The organism is Halorubrum salinarum, from assembly GCF_013267195.1.
Lineage (GTDB): Archaea > Halobacteriota > Halobacteria > Halobacteriales > Haloferacaceae > Halorubrum > Halorubrum salinarum.
In genome coordinates this window covers 1,085,571-1,101,202 of sequence record NZ_CP053941.1, presented here as the reverse complement: position 1 = coordinate 1,101,202, position 15,632 = coordinate 1,085,571, and the positions used below count along the sequence as shown (strand labels likewise).

At 71.3% G+C, this 15,632-nt stretch carries 14 protein-coding genes; 7 read left to right on the top strand and 7 right to left on the bottom strand.

Annotated elements, in window-relative coordinates; translation table 11 throughout:
* Positions 1–149 precede the first annotated feature (149 nt).
* Positions 150–1,175, top strand: a complete 1,026-nt coding sequence (locus HPS36_RS05580) for a TAXI family TRAP transporter solute-binding subunit (protein ID WP_137717853.1) — start codon at positions 150–152, stop codon at positions 1,173–1,175.
* A gap of 52 nt (positions 1,176–1,227) precedes the next feature.
* Positions 1,228–3,495, top strand: a complete 2,268-nt coding sequence (locus tag HPS36_RS05575) for a TRAP transporter permease (RefSeq protein ID WP_173229004.1) — start codon at positions 1,228–1,230, stop codon at positions 3,493–3,495.
* 100 nt (positions 3,496–3,595) lie between these two features.
* Here HPS36_RS05575 and HPS36_RS05570 read toward each other — a convergent pair whose 3' ends face one another.
* Positions 3,596–4,798, bottom strand: a complete 1,203-nt coding sequence (locus HPS36_RS05570; RefSeq protein ID WP_173229002.1) for an acyl-CoA dehydrogenase family protein — start codon at positions 4,796–4,798, stop codon at positions 3,596–3,598.
* A gap of 164 nt (positions 4,799–4,962) precedes the next feature.
* Between HPS36_RS05570 and HPS36_RS05565 the strand changes: the two genes are divergently transcribed.
* The 3 genes from HPS36_RS05565 (at position 4,963) to HPS36_RS05555 (ending at position 8,115) form a co-directional block, all read left to right on the top strand.
* Positions 4,963–6,156: an MFS transporter gene (locus HPS36_RS05565; RefSeq protein ID WP_137717845.1), complete on the top strand. Its 1,194-nt coding sequence runs from the start codon at positions 4,963–4,965 to the stop codon at positions 6,154–6,156.
* 100 nt (positions 6,157–6,256) lie between these two features.
* Positions 6,257–7,555 carry an MFS transporter gene (locus HPS36_RS05560; RefSeq protein ID WP_173229000.1) on the top strand — a complete coding sequence of 433 codons (1,299 nt, stop codon included), beginning with the start codon at positions 6,257–6,259 and terminating at the stop codon, positions 7,553–7,555.
* A gap of 107 nt (positions 7,556–7,662) precedes the next feature.
* Positions 7,663–8,115 carry a universal stress protein gene (locus tag HPS36_RS05555; RefSeq protein WP_121600315.1) on the top strand — a complete coding sequence of 151 codons (453 nt, stop codon included), beginning with the start codon at positions 7,663–7,665 and terminating at the stop codon, positions 8,113–8,115.
* 9 nt (positions 8,116–8,124) lie between these two features.
* On the opposite strand, the gene HPS36_RS05550 is transcribed toward HPS36_RS05555, so the two are convergent.
* The 5 genes from HPS36_RS05550 to HPS36_RS05530 all read right to left on the bottom strand — a co-directional run bounded on the left by HPS36_RS05550 (position 8,125) and on the right by HPS36_RS05530 (position 12,724).
* Positions 8,125–9,513, bottom strand: coding sequence for an MmgE/PrpD family protein (locus HPS36_RS05550; RefSeq protein ID WP_173228999.1), 1,389 nt, complete (start codon positions 9,511–9,513; stop codon positions 8,125–8,127).
* Positions 9,514–9,575: 62 nt separating this feature from the next.
* On the bottom strand, positions 9,576–10,019 hold the full coding sequence (locus tag HPS36_RS05545) for a hypothetical protein (RefSeq protein ID WP_173228997.1): 444 nt from the start codon (positions 10,017–10,019) through the stop codon (positions 9,576–9,578).
* A 40-nt stretch (positions 10,020–10,059) separates the two neighbouring features.
* On the bottom strand, positions 10,060–11,361 hold the full coding sequence (locus HPS36_RS05540; protein ID WP_173228995.1) for an RNB domain-containing ribonuclease: 1,302 nt from the start codon (positions 11,359–11,361) through the stop codon (positions 10,060–10,062).
* Positions 11,362–11,458: 97 nt separating this feature from the next.
* Positions 11,459–12,316, bottom strand: coding sequence for a hypothetical protein (locus HPS36_RS05535; protein ID WP_173228993.1), 858 nt, complete (start codon positions 12,314–12,316; stop codon positions 11,459–11,461).
* A 36-nt stretch (positions 12,317–12,352) separates the two neighbouring features.
* Positions 12,353–12,724, bottom strand: a complete 372-nt coding sequence (locus tag HPS36_RS05530; protein WP_173228991.1) for a DUF7562 family protein — start codon at positions 12,722–12,724, stop codon at positions 12,353–12,355.
* A 171-nt stretch (positions 12,725–12,895) separates the two neighbouring features.
* Between HPS36_RS05530 and HPS36_RS05525 the strand changes: the two genes are divergently transcribed.
* Complete coding sequence (locus tag HPS36_RS05525) at positions 12,896–13,378, top strand: cation:proton antiporter regulatory subunit (protein WP_137717838.1); 483 nt, start codon at positions 12,896–12,898, stop codon at positions 13,376–13,378.
* Positions 13,379–13,466: 88 nt separating this feature from the next.
* The gene (locus HPS36_RS05520) at positions 13,467–14,702 is read left to right on the top strand and encodes a cation:proton antiporter (RefSeq protein WP_173228989.1); all 1,236 of its coding nucleotides are present in this window, start codon (positions 13,467–13,469) and stop codon (positions 14,700–14,702) included.
* 454 nt (positions 14,703–15,156) lie between these two features.
* Here the strand turns inward: HPS36_RS05520 and HPS36_RS05515 are convergent, their stop codons facing one another.
* On the bottom strand, positions 15,157–15,456 hold the full coding sequence (locus HPS36_RS05515; RefSeq protein WP_053772440.1) for a DUF5789 family protein: 300 nt from the start codon (positions 15,454–15,456) through the stop codon (positions 15,157–15,159).
* Between the last annotated feature and the right edge of the window lie 176 nt (positions 15,457–15,632).

Genomic DNA, 15,632 nt, shown 5'->3' with positions numbered 1-15,632 from the left:
ACCCGGACTGTTACTCGGACCGTAGTTTCGATTTCCGGCCGATCCCCTCGCTTTCCGTCAATTCTCGGGCGCGACGATACCCTTTTAGCGGTCCACGATGTTGGCGGATCTACATGGTAGATAGTGACAAGACGACTCGACGTGACGTTGTGAAGGGCGCGGCCGCGATGGGCGCCGTCGGACTCGCCGGCTGTTCCGGCGGCGGCGACGGCGGTGACGGCGGCGACGGCGGCGGCGACGTGACGGTCACCATCGGCGGCACGTCCACCGGCAGCTCGACGCAGGCGGCCGGCCAGGCGCTCGCCCGCGCCGCCTCCCAGCACAGCGACTTCCTGAACATCTCCGTTCAGGAGACGCAGGGCTGGACGGCGAACCTGTACGCCTACGACAACGGCGACATCCCGGCGATGGGCGTCGACAACAACTCGCTGGCGAAGGCGCTCAACGAGGAGGGGCCGTTCGCGGAGGACCCCGTCGACACCCTGCCGAACCAGGGCTTCCTGTTCACCTCGCTGCAGATCCACTGGGTCGGCCTCAACGACAGCGTTGAGTCCGTCGCCGACCTCCGCGAGGGCGGTTACACGATCTACCCGATCCAGCCCGGCTTCGGGACGCGACTGCTCACCGAGGAGATCCTCAAGGAGGCCGGCATGTGGGAGCCGAACGAGATCCTCAACCTCGACACGGGCGACATTCCCGGCGCCGTCGAGGAGGGTCGCGTCGACGCGCTCTGTCTGTACGGCGCGAACGGCGTCGCCCTCTCCGGCTGGTGTCAGAACGTCGACGTCCGCTCCGGCGGCGGCCTGAACCTGCTGGAGGTCGACGACGAGTTCCGCTCGGTCATCGAGGAACACCCCGGCGCGATCCTCGAGGAGGTCGAGCCGTACGGGTACGAGCAGGACGTCACCGCCTACACCGACACGATGACGACCTGGTCGCTCGCCGGCCAGTGGGCGTTCAGCCCCGACATCCCGGCCCGCGCGACCGAGGAGATCTGCCGGCTCGCCATCGAGCACGAGGAGACGCTCCGCGAGTCCGACCCGACGACGCTGGAGTACTCGCCCGAAGCGATGACCCAGACCGTGATCCCGGAGATCGACATCCACGCCGGCGTGGCGAACTTCTTCGAGGACAACGACGTCTGGGAGGACTCTTGGAGCCGCGGCGACGAGTAGCCCCGACGACGCGCGCACAACCACCCTGACCACCCCTTTCACCCTTTGACGGATGGCCACCAACCCCGACACACCACCCGACCCGACCGATCCGCCGACTGACCCCGACGTAGCGGAGGACAGCCTGCTCGCCGACGAGGAGTCGCTCGACCTCGCGGACGGCGACCGCGGCAGGAGACAGCTCTGGCTGTACCTCCTCTCGCTGCCGCTCTGGGTGGCCGTCGTCTTCGGCCCCACCGTCGTCGCGCCCGCGCTGCTGGGCACCGAGATTGACGGGTCGACGACGATGGTCGGCATCGCCGGCGTCGGCGGCGTCGCGGTCGTGGCCGCGGCGATCCTCTGGCTCGGCTCCGGCATCGAAGAGCGGCTCCGCATGGCGCTCATCTGCTACTCGATCCCGTTCTGGATGATCGTCATGTGGTACTCGTACACCCAGCAGATGCCCCGCGGGCAGTACGCGGTCGCGTTCCTCGGCGGCATCCTCGGGCTGTACGTCCTCTCGGAGCTCGACGAGCCGCTGATCGAGGGCAACTGGATCGAGACGGCGCTGCTCGTCGTCTCCGGGCTGATAACCCTGGGAACGAGCGGCTACCTCTTCCTGAACTACCAGCAGGTCGCGATCGACACGGTCGGGCGCGCGACGGAGGCGCAGATCATGCTGGCGTTCGCGTTCACGCTCGCGATGATCTACCTCACGTGGCGCTCGTTCGGGATCACCTTCCTCGCCGTCGTGCTGATCGGCATCGGCTACGGGCTGGCGGGCCCGCAGATGCCCGGCGCCCTGAGCCACGGCGGCCTGAGCCCCTCGCGGATCCTCCGGATCCTCGTGGTGAGCGTCGACGGCTTCTTCGGCTTCCTCACCCGGTTGGTGGCCGCGTGGATCGCGTTGTTCCTGCTGTACGCGGGCCTGCTGAAGGCGTACGGCGCGTTCGACCTCATCCTGCGGCTGGCGGTCCGCTCGGCGAAGTACGTCGACTCAGGGATCGCGCAGACGGCCGTCATCGCGAGCGCGGTCATCGGCTCCGTCAACGGGAGCCAGACCGCCAACGCCGGGATGACCGGCTCGTTCACCATCCCGCTGATGAAGGAGAACGGGATCAAACCGGAGACCGCCGGCGGCATCGAGGCGGTCGCCTCGACGGCCGGACAGGTGCTCCCGCCCGTGATGGGCGCGGGAGCGTTCATCATGGCGTCGCTCATCACCGGCGTCACCTACGTCGACGTCATCATCGCGGGGCTGATCCCCGCCGCGGTCCTCGTGGTCTCCATCGCGATGGCCGTCCACTACGTGGCGGCCCCGCAGATCGACGACCCCGAGATGGACGGCCTCATCGGCGATCGGATGGACCGCCGGACGGTGGTCTTGGAGTCCGTGAAGTACGGCGTGCCGCTGGTCATCCTGATCTACGTGCTGGGCGTGCTCCAGTACACGGTGATGACCGCGGCGCTGTACACCGCGCTGTCGATGATCGCCTTCGGGATCGGCGTCCCGCAGATCCAGGCGGCCCTCGACGGCGAGAGCAACCGCGAGGCGTTCGTCGAGACGCTCGAACAGACGATCGACGGCTTCCGCGAGGGGGTCATCGTCGTCGCGCCGGTGACGATCATCCTCGCGGCGATCAACGGCGTCGTCGACATCCTGATGGCGACGGGCGTCCCGACCGCCATCTCGCTCACGCTGCTCGACCTGTCGGGCGGCATCGCCATCGTCGCGTTCATGCTGGCGATGATCATCTGTATCATCCTCGGCCTCGGCATGCCGACGACCGCCGCGTACACGGTCGTGGCGCTGCTCGTCGCGCCGACGCTGATCAACCAGTTCGCGGTGCCCGAGTTCGCGGGCCACTTCTTCGTGTTCTACGCCGCCATCCTGGCGGGGCTGACGCCGCCCATCGCCACCTGCGTCGCGGTCACCTGCGGCATCTCCGGCGGCGGCTTCTGGGGGAGCTGTAAGGAGGCGCTGCGCATCTCCGCGCCGCTTTTCGTCCTCCCGTTCGCCTTCGCTTACCACCCCGAGCTCGTCTCCGGGAGCTTCAACTACGCCTCGCTGTCCGCCGGCGTGCTCGCGATGCTCGGCTCGCTCGCGATCATCCACGGGATCAACTACCAGTTCGTGTTCGGCCGCGGGCAGACGTACGGGCTGCGGATCGCCTTCTTCGTCGCCGGCGTGTTGGCGATGGTCCACCCGATGCAGATGGTCCAGTTCGGCGCCCTGGCGGCCGTCCTCGCGCTGTACGGGCTCCAGACGGTCATCGGCCGCCCGAATCCGCTGGGGACCCTGCGCGGCGCGGCGGGCATGATCTCAGGCCGGAAGCGGTAACCCGGTCGGCGACCCGCTTCCGCGGCCGTCCGTCGTCCTGCTTTCCTTCCGCCCTCTCCGCTCTCTTTTTCACCGTCGTCTCCGCGCCGCGAGCGGTCGCTCAGTACGACCGCGGCAGCCCCAGCACGCGCTCGCCGAGGTAGTTCAGGGCGAGCTGCTGGGTGACGGGGACGAGCCGCGTCAGGCGGGCCTCGCGGAAGTAGCGCTCCACGTCGTACTCGCGGGCGACCCCGAAGCCGCCGTGGGTCTGGACCGCGGCGTCGGCCGCCTCGAACGCGGCCTCGGCGGCGAGGTACTTCGCGACGTTCGCCTCCGCGCCCGCCGCGGTGCGTTCGAGGTCGTCGAGGCGGTCGGCCGCGCTGTAGATCACCTTCTTGGCCGCGAGCAGGTCGGCGTACGCCTCCGCGAGCGGGTGTTGGATCGCCTGGTTGGCGCCGATGGGGCCGCCGAACACCTCGCGCTCGTTCGCGTACTCGATGCCGCGCTCCAGGGCGACCTCGCCGAGCCCGAGGCACTCGGCGGCGATCACCAGCCGCTCCTCGTTGAGCCCGTCGAGGACCTGGTAGAACCCCTCGCCCTCCTCGCCGATCAGGTTCCGCGCGGGGACGCGCAGGTCGTCGAAGTACAGCTGGTAGGAGTGGACCGCGCGGCTCGCGGTCTTCGGGATCCGCTCGATCTCCAGCCCGTTCCCGTAGGCCTCCTCGAGGTCGACGAGGATCATCGAGATGCCGCGGGTGCGCTTGTCCACCTCGTCTCTGGGCGTCGTCCGCGCCATCAGGAGGAGGTAGTCGCTGTCCTCGACCCGCGAGATCCACACCTTCTCGCCGTTGACCACGTACTCGTCGCCGTCCCGCTCGGCTCTGGTCTCCATCGCCGTCGAGTCGGAGCCGGCGTTCGGCTCGGTGAGCCCGAACGCCTGGATGCGCGCCTCGCCGTCGGCGACGCGCGGCAGGAGGTCCGCTTTCAGCCCCTCGTCGGCGTACTTCACGATCGGGACGGAGTTGTAGATCCCGCCGTGGATCGACTGCGGGCCGGCGAAGCCGCCGCCGCTCGCGGCGATCTCCTCCATCATCACCACGGCCTCGCTCGTCGACATGCCGACGCCGCCGTACTCCTCGGGCACGAGCATGCCGAGCCAGCCGTCCGCGGCGAGCGCGTCGACGAACTCCGTGGGGTACGTCGCCGTCCGGTCGCGCTCGCGCCAGTACTCGTTGCCGAACTCGGCGCAGAGGTCCCGGACGCTGCGCCGCACGAGCGACTGCTGCTCGGTGAGTTCGACCGAGTCCCGCCAGTCCTGCGTCATGGGAGCACTTCCCGGCCGCGGCTCATAAGGATTCGTGACCGGGCAGTTCGCGCCGCCGAACGGGCGCTCTGAGGCGCCCGAGGCGGTCGCTCCGCGGGGTCGTCGCACCGTCGGGTTGCCGCGACGGCACCGCTTATGAACCGGGACGTGGTGGCGGGCGGTGAATGGACCGCTCCTACTGGCGCACCGTCTCCCTGGTGACGCTGTGGCAGGTGTCCGCGAGCGTCTGTTACTACACCGTCTTCGCCGCGACGACGTTCTTCCGCGACGAGTTCGGGCTCTCCCGGCTTCAGGTCGGCCTCGTCGTCACGACGCTGACGCTCGGGTACGCGCTGTTCCTGCTGCCGGTGGGGGCGATAACCGACCGCGTCGGCGAGCGGAAGACCCTCTCGCTCGGCCTCGTCGGCCTCGCCGCGGGGATGGTCCTCGTCGCCGGCGCGCCCTCCTACGCCCTCCTCCTCGTCGCCGTCTTCCTGCTCGGCTCCGTCTACAGCGTCGCGATGCCGGGGACGAACAAGGCGATATACGACAGCGTCCAGCCCGGCCGGCAGAACACCGCGATGGGGATCAAGCAGGTCGGCGTCACCGGCGGGAGCGGGATCAGCGCGCTGCTCGTCACCGGGCTCGCGGGGTACCTCTTCTGGCAGGCCGGCTTCCTGATCGCCGCGGGGTTCGGCTTCCTCGTCGCGCTCGTCTTCGGGGTCCTCTACCGCGGCGCGGGCGGCGGGACGGCGAGCCGGCCGGACCTCCGCGGCCTGGCGGGCAACCGGCCGTACGTCCTGCTCGTCGTCGCCGGGCTGTTCCTCGGCGCGGCGCTTTTCACGACCACGGGGTACACCGTCCTCTACGTCGAGGAGTCCGTCGGCGCGTCGGTCGCGTTCGCCGGCACCGTGCTGGCGGTCGTCCAGCTGTTCGGCAGCGGCGGGCGCCTCCTCGGGGGGTGGCTCTCCGACCGCCTCCCCGGCGACCCGCAGGTCCGGATCGGCGGCATCCTGCTCGTCCAGACGCTCGCGAGCGCGGGGCTGTTCCTCGTCGTCGCCCGGACCTCGACGGAGGCGACCGCCGCGGTCGCGTTCGCCGCGCTCGGCTTCTTCGTCCTCGGGTTCACGGGCGTCTACTACTCCGTGATGGCGACGCTCGTCCCGGCCGACCAGATGGGGAGCGCGACCGCCGGCTGTCAGGTCGCCTTGACCTCCGGGGCGCTGTTCGCCCCGCCCGCGTTCGGCTACCTCGCGGACACCGCCACGTACCGCGCGAGCTGGACGCTGCTCGCCGGGATCTGCGTCGTCGCCGCCGTCCTCGTCGTCGCCGTCATCCGCGCCGACCCGCCGGTCGGCGAGACGGCGATGGCGGAGTAGCGACCCCGTCGCCGTCCCCCGGCCGACGCGCGCCCGACTCTCGGCAACCGCGGCGGCTACCCCCGACGTTATCAGCCGACCCGCCGAACCGTCGGCCGACATGGACGCCGCCGAGCGCCGGATCGTCGGATTCACCGCGGGGTCGCACGGGCTCGTCCACACCTACGAGCTGTCGATCCCGATCCTGCTGACGGTGTGGGTCGAGCGGTTCTCGACGACCGCCGCCGCGCTCGGCGTCGTCGTCACGCTCGGCTACGGGCTGTTCGGCGTCGGCGCGCTGCCGGGCGGCATCCTGGTCGACCGCTTCGGCTCGAAGCCGCTCATCCTCGCCTGTCTCGTCGGGATGGCCGGGTCGTTCCTGCTCGTGAGCGTCGCGCCGACGCTCCCAGTCCTCACCGCGGCCATCGCGATCTGGGGGCTCACCGCCAGCGTCTACCACCCCGCGGGGCTGTCGCTGCTCTCGAAGGCGGTCGAGCGGCGCGGGACCGCGCTCGGCTACCACGGGATCGGCGGCAACCTCGGCATCGCCCTCGGCCCCCTGGCGACCGCGCTGTTGCTGTTGGCGTTCGACTGGCGGCTGGTCACGGCGGCGCTCGCGCTGCCCGCGCTCGCCGTCGCGGCGTACGGGGTCACCGTCGACGTGGACGCGGCGCTTCAGTCCGGGGACGTGGAGGATCCGGACGGGGTTGATCCGGACGGGAAAGATCCGAACGGCGAGTCGAGCGACTCGGCCGGCGGGACCAAAGGCGAGGTCTCGCTGTCGTCGCTCGCGACGGACACGCGGGCCCTCGTCGCCGGCGGGTTCCTGATCGTGTTCGCGTTCGTCACGTTCAGCGGGCTCTACTACCGCACGTTCCTCACGTTCCTCCCGGACCTGCTCGGCGACGTGCTGGGCGGCCTCGTCGACCTCCAGATCGTCGACCCCGAGAGCCCCTACGCCGACCAGTTCGACGTGGGCCGGTACCTCTACGTGGCGGTGCTCACGGTCGGGGTGCTCGGCCAGTACCTCGGCGGCCGGATCGCCGACCGCGTCCCGCCGGAGCGGGGCCTCATCGCGCTGATGGCCGTCCTGTCGGCGCTCGCGCTGCTCTTCGTCCCGGCGACCGGCGCGGTCGCCACCTTCGTCGCGGTGTCGCTCGCCTTAGGCGTCGCGCTGTTCACGGTCCAGCCGCTCTCGCAGGCGACGGTGGCGGCCTACTCGCCGAGCGAGGCGCGCGGCCTCTCGTTCGGCTACACGTACGTCGGGATCTTCGGGATCGGCGCGCTCGGCTCCACGCTGGCCGGGACGGTCCTCACCCGCGCCGGGCCCCGCGAGCTGTTCGTCGTCCTGGCGGTCATCGCGGCGCTCGGCGCGCTGGCGGCGACCGCGGTCGCGCGGTTCGCGACGCGCCCGGACTGATCCGGTGTGCCGTCGCCTCATCCCCGACTGACTCGCCGAGGCGCGGCGTTCGCGGGCCCTCGGATCCGGCGGGGGTGTTTAAGAAGGGCGGCGTTCAATCCCGCCGTATGTACCACGTCCTGTTGCCCGTCGACATCGAGACGGACCGCGCGCTCTCGCAGGTCGACATCCTCGAATCGCTCCCGGCCGACGCCGCGGAGATCGAGGTCACGCTGTTACACGTGTACGAGTCCGTCGACGCGCCCGCCGACGAGGCGGGCTCGTCGGTCATCGACGAGATCAACGAGTCGATCGAGGACCTCCGCGGGATCCCCGACTCGCTGGAGGCCGTCGAGGCGCGGCTCGACGAGCTCGGAATCTCCCACGACCGGGAGCTCCACGTCGGCGACGCCGCGGACGCGATCCTCGCGGTCGCGGCCGACCGCGACGTCGACTCGATCGTGCTCGGGATGCGCGAGCGCTCCCCGGTCGGGAAGGCGCTGTTCGGCAGCGTCAGCCAGTCCGTCATCCTCAACGCGGACCGCCCGGTCATCGTCGGGAAGCCGTCCGACGACGACTGAGACTCCCTCTCACTCCGCCGTCGCCGCGTCGACGAGGTCCGCGACGGACCGCCCGGAGAGCGACTCGACGACGGCCGCCAGCCGGTCTACGTCGACGCCGCTGCCCGCGAGCAGGCCCGCCGCCTTCGCCTCCGTCTCCGCGGCCGACATCGGCTTCTCCGGCTCGCCCAGCGGGACGCGCACCGACGCCTCGCGCGTCTCGCCGCCGGCGGTCACGGTCACCCGCGCGCCCCACTCCTCCGGGAACCGCGCCTCGATCGCCGGATCCGTTCCCACGCTCGTCGCGTCCATCAGCCGGCGGATCTCGGGGTCGTCCCACCGCGGCGGCCCGTCGAGGCGCCCGACCGCGCGCAGGAACGCCTCTGCGTCGGCGGTCTCCTCGGTCAGCGTCACGGCGGCGGCGAACGGCGCGGAGAACTGGCAGTCGACGAACCCCTCGGGGCGCCGCTTCGCCGCGATCGGCTCGCCCGTGAGCCGGACGCCCGCGCTCGGGATCGCGATCTCGATCCCCTCGACCGCGTCGGGGTCGACATCGGGGGCGATCTCTCGGAGCCCGTCGACCGCGGCGTGGAGGTAGCGGCAGCACGGGTACGGCTTGCGGCCCGTCTCCGCGACCGCGTCGCGCTCGCCGATCCGGTCGACGGCGGCGGGGTTCGGCTCGTCGGAGTAGCCGGAAAAGAAGCCGTGCTCGCCGTCGAGCGGGTCGGCCGCACCGACGACCCCGGCGGCCGCGAGGTCGGTCGCCTCGATGCCGCGGCGCGCCGCGAGCCCGGGGTGGAGCCGCTTGTTCCACGCCCCGTTCGCGAGGAACTGGAGCGATCCGGCCGCCTGGCTCCCCGCGATCCCGAACGCGTCCCGCAGTTCGTCGGCGTCGAGGCCGCGGACCACGCCCGCCGCCGCGACGGCCCCGAACGTCCCGCAGGTCGCGGTGACGTGGAAGCCGCGGTCGTAGTGGGCGTCCGGCCCGACCGCCTCGCCGACGGTACAGGCCACGTCGTAGCCGGCCGCGACGCCCGCGCGGAACCGGTCCGCGGGCGTCTCCGGGCCCTCGCCCTCGGCCGCCGCGAGCGCGGCCGCGATCACCGGCGCGCCCGGGTGGAGCGAGGAGGCGAGGTGGGTGTCGTCGAAGTCGAGGCTGTGCGCGAGCGCGCCGTTCGCGAGCGCCGCGTCCGCGGGGGTCAGCCGCTCGCCGCTCGGGAGGACCGTCGCGGCGGCGTCGCTCTCGGGGTCCGGCGTCGGGCCCGCGATCTTCCGGACGCCGTCGAGGATCGCCGGGGTGGAGTCGGCGTGCGTCGCGCCGCCGACCGCGACCGCGAACCAGTCGAGGAGGTGCGCCGGGAGGTCCGGCCGCTCGGCGTCGACCGACAGGCAGTGGTCGACGATGCGCTGGGTTACCATGGCGGCGGGTCGTCGCCGCCGGCAATCAAGGTTCGCTCCGCGGCAGCCGCGCGCCGCGGAGGTCAATCGGTGTGTTCGTCGTCGGCCTCGTGGTCGGCGACTTCTTCCTCGTGGTCGTCGTCTTCCTCGTCCTCGTCGCCTTCGTGAGCGTGCGCGCCGGGGTCGCCGTCGGCTTCGCCCTCCGACTCCACGTCGATCGTCACGGGTCCGTCGTCGACTGCGTCCGGTCCGGACTCCGTCGCCTCGTGATCGCCCGCGTCGTCGTCACCGAACTCGTCGCGGTCGGCCGACTCCAGTTCGCTCAGCGCGTAGCCGACCGCGTAGCCGGTCGAGCCGCCGAGGAAGGCGCCGATGCCGGCGCCGATCGGGCCGCCGCGGGCCCCGAGGACGGCCCCGGTGAACCCGCCGACCGTCGCCGCGCGCTCCGCGTCGCGCTCGGGGTCGCCGGTCGGTTCGAGCGGGTCCTTCGCGTGTCGGTCCGCGTCGCCGTGGTCGTGGGCGTCCATACCATGACTTGCGGCCGCACGGGCGTATATCCCTCGCCGCTCAGGCGGTGTGTTTCGCCTCGTCGGGGTCCTCGACGACCTCGACGCCGCGGTTGTTGACCGCGTAGGGGTCGAGCCCCTGCTCCTGGAGGAACTGCTTGTAGAGCCGCTCGGCGGTCTCGCCGTCCTTCTGCTTGTCGCTGGCGTGGTCGCACAGCTCGACGAGCGTCTCGGGCACGTCGTTCTCGTGGACGATCCAGTGGTTGATCGTGTCGGAGAGCCGGCGGATGGGCGAGGTGAAGTGGCCGTAGATGTCGAAGTTGAGCGCGTGGTGACCGCCGAACGGGTCGTTCATATACTTCGCCCGGGGCATCACCTTCAGCACGGCGCGCTGGATCTTGTTGAGCTGGCGCTCCGGGGACTCTTCGAGGGCGGCGTTGACCGCCTTCCGCGGGTCGTCGCCCCACGCGTTCCCGGGGATCGAGACGCCGTCGAGCTCCTGGATCTCCTTCAGCGCCTCGTTCCACTGGTCCGGGGTCGGCTGCGGGTGGACGCGGTACATCGCCTCGACGCCGCGGTCCCACATCAGCGTGTGCGTCACCGCCTTGTTCGCCTTCAGCATCGACTCCTCGATGATGGTGTGCGCGCGGTCGCGCCGGGGGTTGAGGACGAGCGAGCCGTCCTCCTTGCGCTGCTCGTGCATCCGGTCCGCGAGCTCGAAGGCGAGCTGGTTCTCCTCGCTCAGGGGGAGGTCGGGGTCGTCGAGCCGGTTCTCGCACTCCTTGTAGGTGAGCCGCTCGTCGGAGTTGATGACGGACTTGTAGATGTCGATGTCCTCGAACGAGAGGGTCTCCTCGTCGATCTCCATCTCCACGGTGTGGGCGAGCCGGTCCTCGTTCGGGACGAGCGAGCAGACGGTCTCCGCCAGCACCGGCGGAAGCATGTGGATCGTGTAGTCGGGCAGGTAGACGGTGTTCGCCCGCTCGACGGCCTCCTCCCACATCGCGGTGTCAGGCGTGACGTAGTGGGTCACGTCGGCGATGTGGACCCACAGCCGGTAGGCCCCGTCCTCGCGCTCGATGGAGATGGCGTCGTCGAAGTCCTGCGCGTCGACCGGGTCGGTCGTCCACGTGGTGAGGTCGCGGAGGTCCTCGCGCTCGTCGATCTCGGCCTCGATCTCCTCGTAGACGCCCTCGGTCCGGGCCTCGGCCTCGCGGAGGACCTCGCTCGGGAACTCGTCGCGGATCCCGAACTCCTCGAACAGCTCCTCGCGCTTCTCCGCGAGTCGGTCCGCGAGCGCTGGCGTGATCGTCACGGGGCCCTGGTCCTCGGCGGACCCCGGCTTCGGCTCGTCGTCTGACATACCTCCACCAACGCGGGTGCGTTAGAAAGGCCTGTCGGGCGGCGTGACGCGGGCGTCGTCTCTCGGTCGGGCGCACCCGGTCCGTCGGAGCGCGCGGTCAGACGAGCGCGGCGACAGCCGGCGACAGCGCCAGCGCGGCGACGGCGAGCGCGACCGCGCCGAGGACGACCGGGACCGCCGACGCCCCGACCAGTCGGAGCGCGGTCCGGCGCGCGGTCGCGTCCGAGACGACGAACGGCGCGCCGTCCGCGACCCGCGACTTCACCTCGCCGACCGGCGCGTCCGGGAACGCCGCGGCGTCGCCGACGACCGTCACCTCGTCGCCCGGGCGGAGCGCCCGCTGGACGTACCGTCGCCGCGGGTCGTCGCCGATCGTGAGCGGGCCGACCTCGTACCCGGTCTCCGTGTCGTCGACATCGTCGAACGCGTCGATGAACCCCCGGACGCGCTCGGGCGGCTCCTCGCCGGCGTCGAGCTTGACCTTCTCGTCCACGTCGAGCGAGAACGTCGCCGCCGCGGGGTCGACGCGGACGCCGGTCCCGCCGGCGTCGACCCGGAACGGGACGCCGGCCTCCCCCTCGTCGATCGCGACCCACGACTGCCCCTTCCCTTGGCTGCGGAGCTCGGATACGTCGTACTCGACGCAGAGGCACGGGTCGCCGCCGAACGGCGCCGGGAGCGTCTCGTCGTCGACCGCGGCGGCGCGGCCGGTGACCCGTATCCCCCGCTCCGCGCCGTCGAGTCCGGCCGGGTCGGCCGGCGTCGTTCGGAGGACCCGGACCGCGTCGCGGGCGCCGCTCGCGCCGCGCGCGAGGAGGACGATGCCGAGGACCAGCGCGCCGGCGCCGATCGCGGTCGGGACCGGGTCGAGGGCGCTGATCGCGGTCGGAACTGAGCCGAGGGAGTCGACGACGGCCGGAACCGGCGTCGCGGTCGCTGCGTGGAGGGCACACATACCTATCCCCGCGGTACCGACCCGCGCTTGGTAGAACTATCGGTCGCGGTCCGAGCGGTCGCGGTCCGAGCGCGTGCGGTCGGAGCGGCCGCGGTCCGACCGGGCGCCCGCGTCGCCCTCGTCGCTCCGGGCGCCGTCGTCCGCCACCGCGTCGACGTAGCGTTCGAGGAACTCCTCGTCGCTGAGCCCGTCAGCCTCGATCGACCGGAGCAGCGACTCGAGCCCGTCGCGCGGCTGGTGGCAGATCTCGTCGTCGCAGTCGGCACAGAGGTACTCGAACTCCTTGTCGCGCCGGCTCCAGCGGTCGCCTTCCTTGTCGTACTCGCGCGCGTCCTCCCGCAGCACCGATTCGCCGCACGCGATACACACGACCGTCCGCCGGTCCCGACTCCCGCGGGAGCCCCACATACCCGTTCCCTCGGACCCGGCCCACTTAGCGTTTGGTGCGACGACCGACGCGCGTCCGACGCGGGCGCCCGCCGGGACTCGGACGGCCCGCAGCGGGCGACGCGTCGACCTGACTCGTCCCCCTCGCCCGGCGACGTACAGACATATTACGGTGGGCTCTCTGTGCTCCGTATGACGATCACCGAGTCCGACCTCCCCGGGGTCGGGAAGAAGTTCGAGATCGAGCTGGGCGGCGGCGAGGAGATGGTCGTCGTCATCCACAACACGGGCAAACGCGAGGTGTTTCGCCGGTCCGACCCGGACGCCGACTCCGAGAAGGCGTTCGAGTTCTCCGACGACCTCGCGCGGACGATCGGCTCGATCATCGAGGGGGCGTACTTCCAGCCCGTCGAGCCCGATACCCAAGAGACGACGCTGCCGGGCGGCATCCTCTTGGAGTGGTACGAGCTGCCCCCGGGCTCGCCGCTCGTCGGGGAGACGCTGGAGAGCGCCGACATCGGCAACCGCACCGGGCTCGCGGTCGTCGCCATCCAGCGCGACGACGAGGTGCTCGACAGCCCGGGCGCCGGCACCACCCTCCGCGAGGGCGACACGCTGATCGGGGTCGGCACGCCGGAGAACTGCGAGGCGTTCGAGGAGATACTCACCGAATGACCGGCGGACTCGGCGCGTCGCCCCTCGGCGCCGCGGCCGCTCCGGGCGGTCCGGTGACCGCGACCGTCGGCGCTCGGGGTGGGCGGTAGTGGCGCTGCTCGACGTCGGCGTCATGTTCGTCGCGGTCGCGGCCGCCGGCGCGGTCGCGAGCCGCCTCGGCCAGTCCGTGATCCCCGCGTACATCCTCGTCGGGACGCTCCTCGGGCAGTACGTCCTCGGACGGCTCTCGCTCCCGGTCGTCGGGACCGCCTACGTGCCCGAGACGGAGTTCATCTCCCTCGGCGCGGAGCTAGGGATCGTCTTCCTGCTGTTCTTCCTCGGGCTGGAGTTCAACCTCGACCGGCTGCTCGCCCGGCGGGGCCCGATCGGGACGGCCGGGACGATCGACCTCGCGAACTTCGGGGTCGGGCTCGTCCTCGGGTGGCTCGTCTTCGGGGCGTTCCTCCCGGCGTTCCTGATCGCGGGGATCGTCTACATCTCCTCGTCGGCGGTGATCACGAAGTCGCTCATCGACCTCGGCTGGATCGCCAACGACGAGGCGGAGCCGCTGCTCGGCACCCTCGTCTACGAGGACCTGTTCATCGCGGTGTACCTCGCGGTCGCGTCCGCCCTCGTGCTCGGCGGCGGCGACGTCGCCGCGGCCGCCGCGGACGTCGGGATCGCGGTCGGGTTCATCCTCGTGTTACTCGCCGCCGTCCGCTTCGGCACGCCGGCGTTCGACCGGCTGGTGGCGACGGACAACATGGAGTTCGTCGCGCTCCGGGCCGTCGCCGCGGTCGTGTTCGTCGCCGGCGCGGCGCTCGCGCTCGGCGTCAGCGAGGCAGTCGCGGCGTTCTTCGTCGGGATGGCGTTCTCCGCGACCGGACGGGTCCACGACATCGAGACGATCCTGGAGCCGGTCCGCGACGTGTTCGCCGCGGTGTTCTTCTTCTGGATCGGGCTCGTCACCGACCCCGCGCTGTTCGCCGACGTGGCGGCGCTCGTCGCCCTCGCGGTCGTCGTGACCACGCCGACGAAGGCCGTCACCGGCTACTTCGCGGGGCGCGCGTTCGACCTCGACGCCCGGCGCTCGACGCGCGTCGGCCTCGGGATGACCACCCGCGGCGAGTTCTCGCTCATCATCGCGACCGTCGCGGTCTCCGGCGCGGAGGCCGGCTCGTTCGACCCGGCGCTCGCGGCGACGATCAACGCGTTCGCGGTCGCCTACGTCCTCGTGATGGCGGTGCTCGGGACGACGCTGATGAGCTACTCGGCGCCGTTCGAGTCGCTCGCGACCGCGTGGCTGGATCGGGACGGATCGGACAGCGGCGGTGTAAACGGATAGCGTTTCGGCGGTGCCGTAGCGCACGTATAAATAGTCGTCAACGGATCGGCGGCCAACACCGCCAAAGCCCCAGTCGCGAGGACAGCGCACGCTCGTTGCGCTCCTCGTCGCTCGTTTCACTCGCTCCTGCGGTGCTTACGTCGCCTGCGCTGTCCTCGCAACTGCCCCTTTGCGTCCCGCCCCTCCGGAAGACGTTCCTGCTCGCTCACTCCGTTCGCTGCGCGGGCTGCGACTTCCGTGCTCCCGCTCGCTGCGCTCGCGGCAACGCACAGCGACCGCACCTCACGCCTCCCCAGCCTCGTCAGTCGCCGTCGCTTCGCTCCGGCGACTGACTCCCTCGCACCGGCGGTTCGCGGCCCTTCGGGCCGCTCACCGGGGCGCGCCGACCGCCGATTTATAAATGTCTCTCGCCGTCTCGCCGGTTATTTATAAATAGCGTCGCCGCGCTCGTCGCTTACTCGGTCGCGACCGGGCCGCGGCCGACGACGTCCTCGACCGCTTGGAGGAAGTCGCTCCGGCTCTCGAAGAGGGGTACCTCCGAGTCCGCGAGCACGTCGTCGAGCGTCTGCGGGCCGTCGGGCGTCCGGATCTCGGCGTCGCCCTCCTGTTCGCGGACGTCGCTGCGCGTCGCGGGCCACGTGAGCCGCGACGCGACGCGGGCGACCGGCTCGCCGGCCACGTCCGGCCCGTCGCCGAGTTCGACGGCCGGCGCCGCTTCCGCCTCCTCGTCCTCGTCCGCATCGGTGTCGCTCATGCCCCGCGGTTCCGCTCGGGCGACACTAATGGTTTCGATGCCGTCCGGTCGCCCGCGGGGCGAGCCACGTCCCCCGGTCCGACTGGGGGAATACACCCGGAATAATTCGGTAATACTGTTATATCATCCGGCGGCATTTACCGGTTGGGGGCACGGCACACGACTCCCGTATTCGC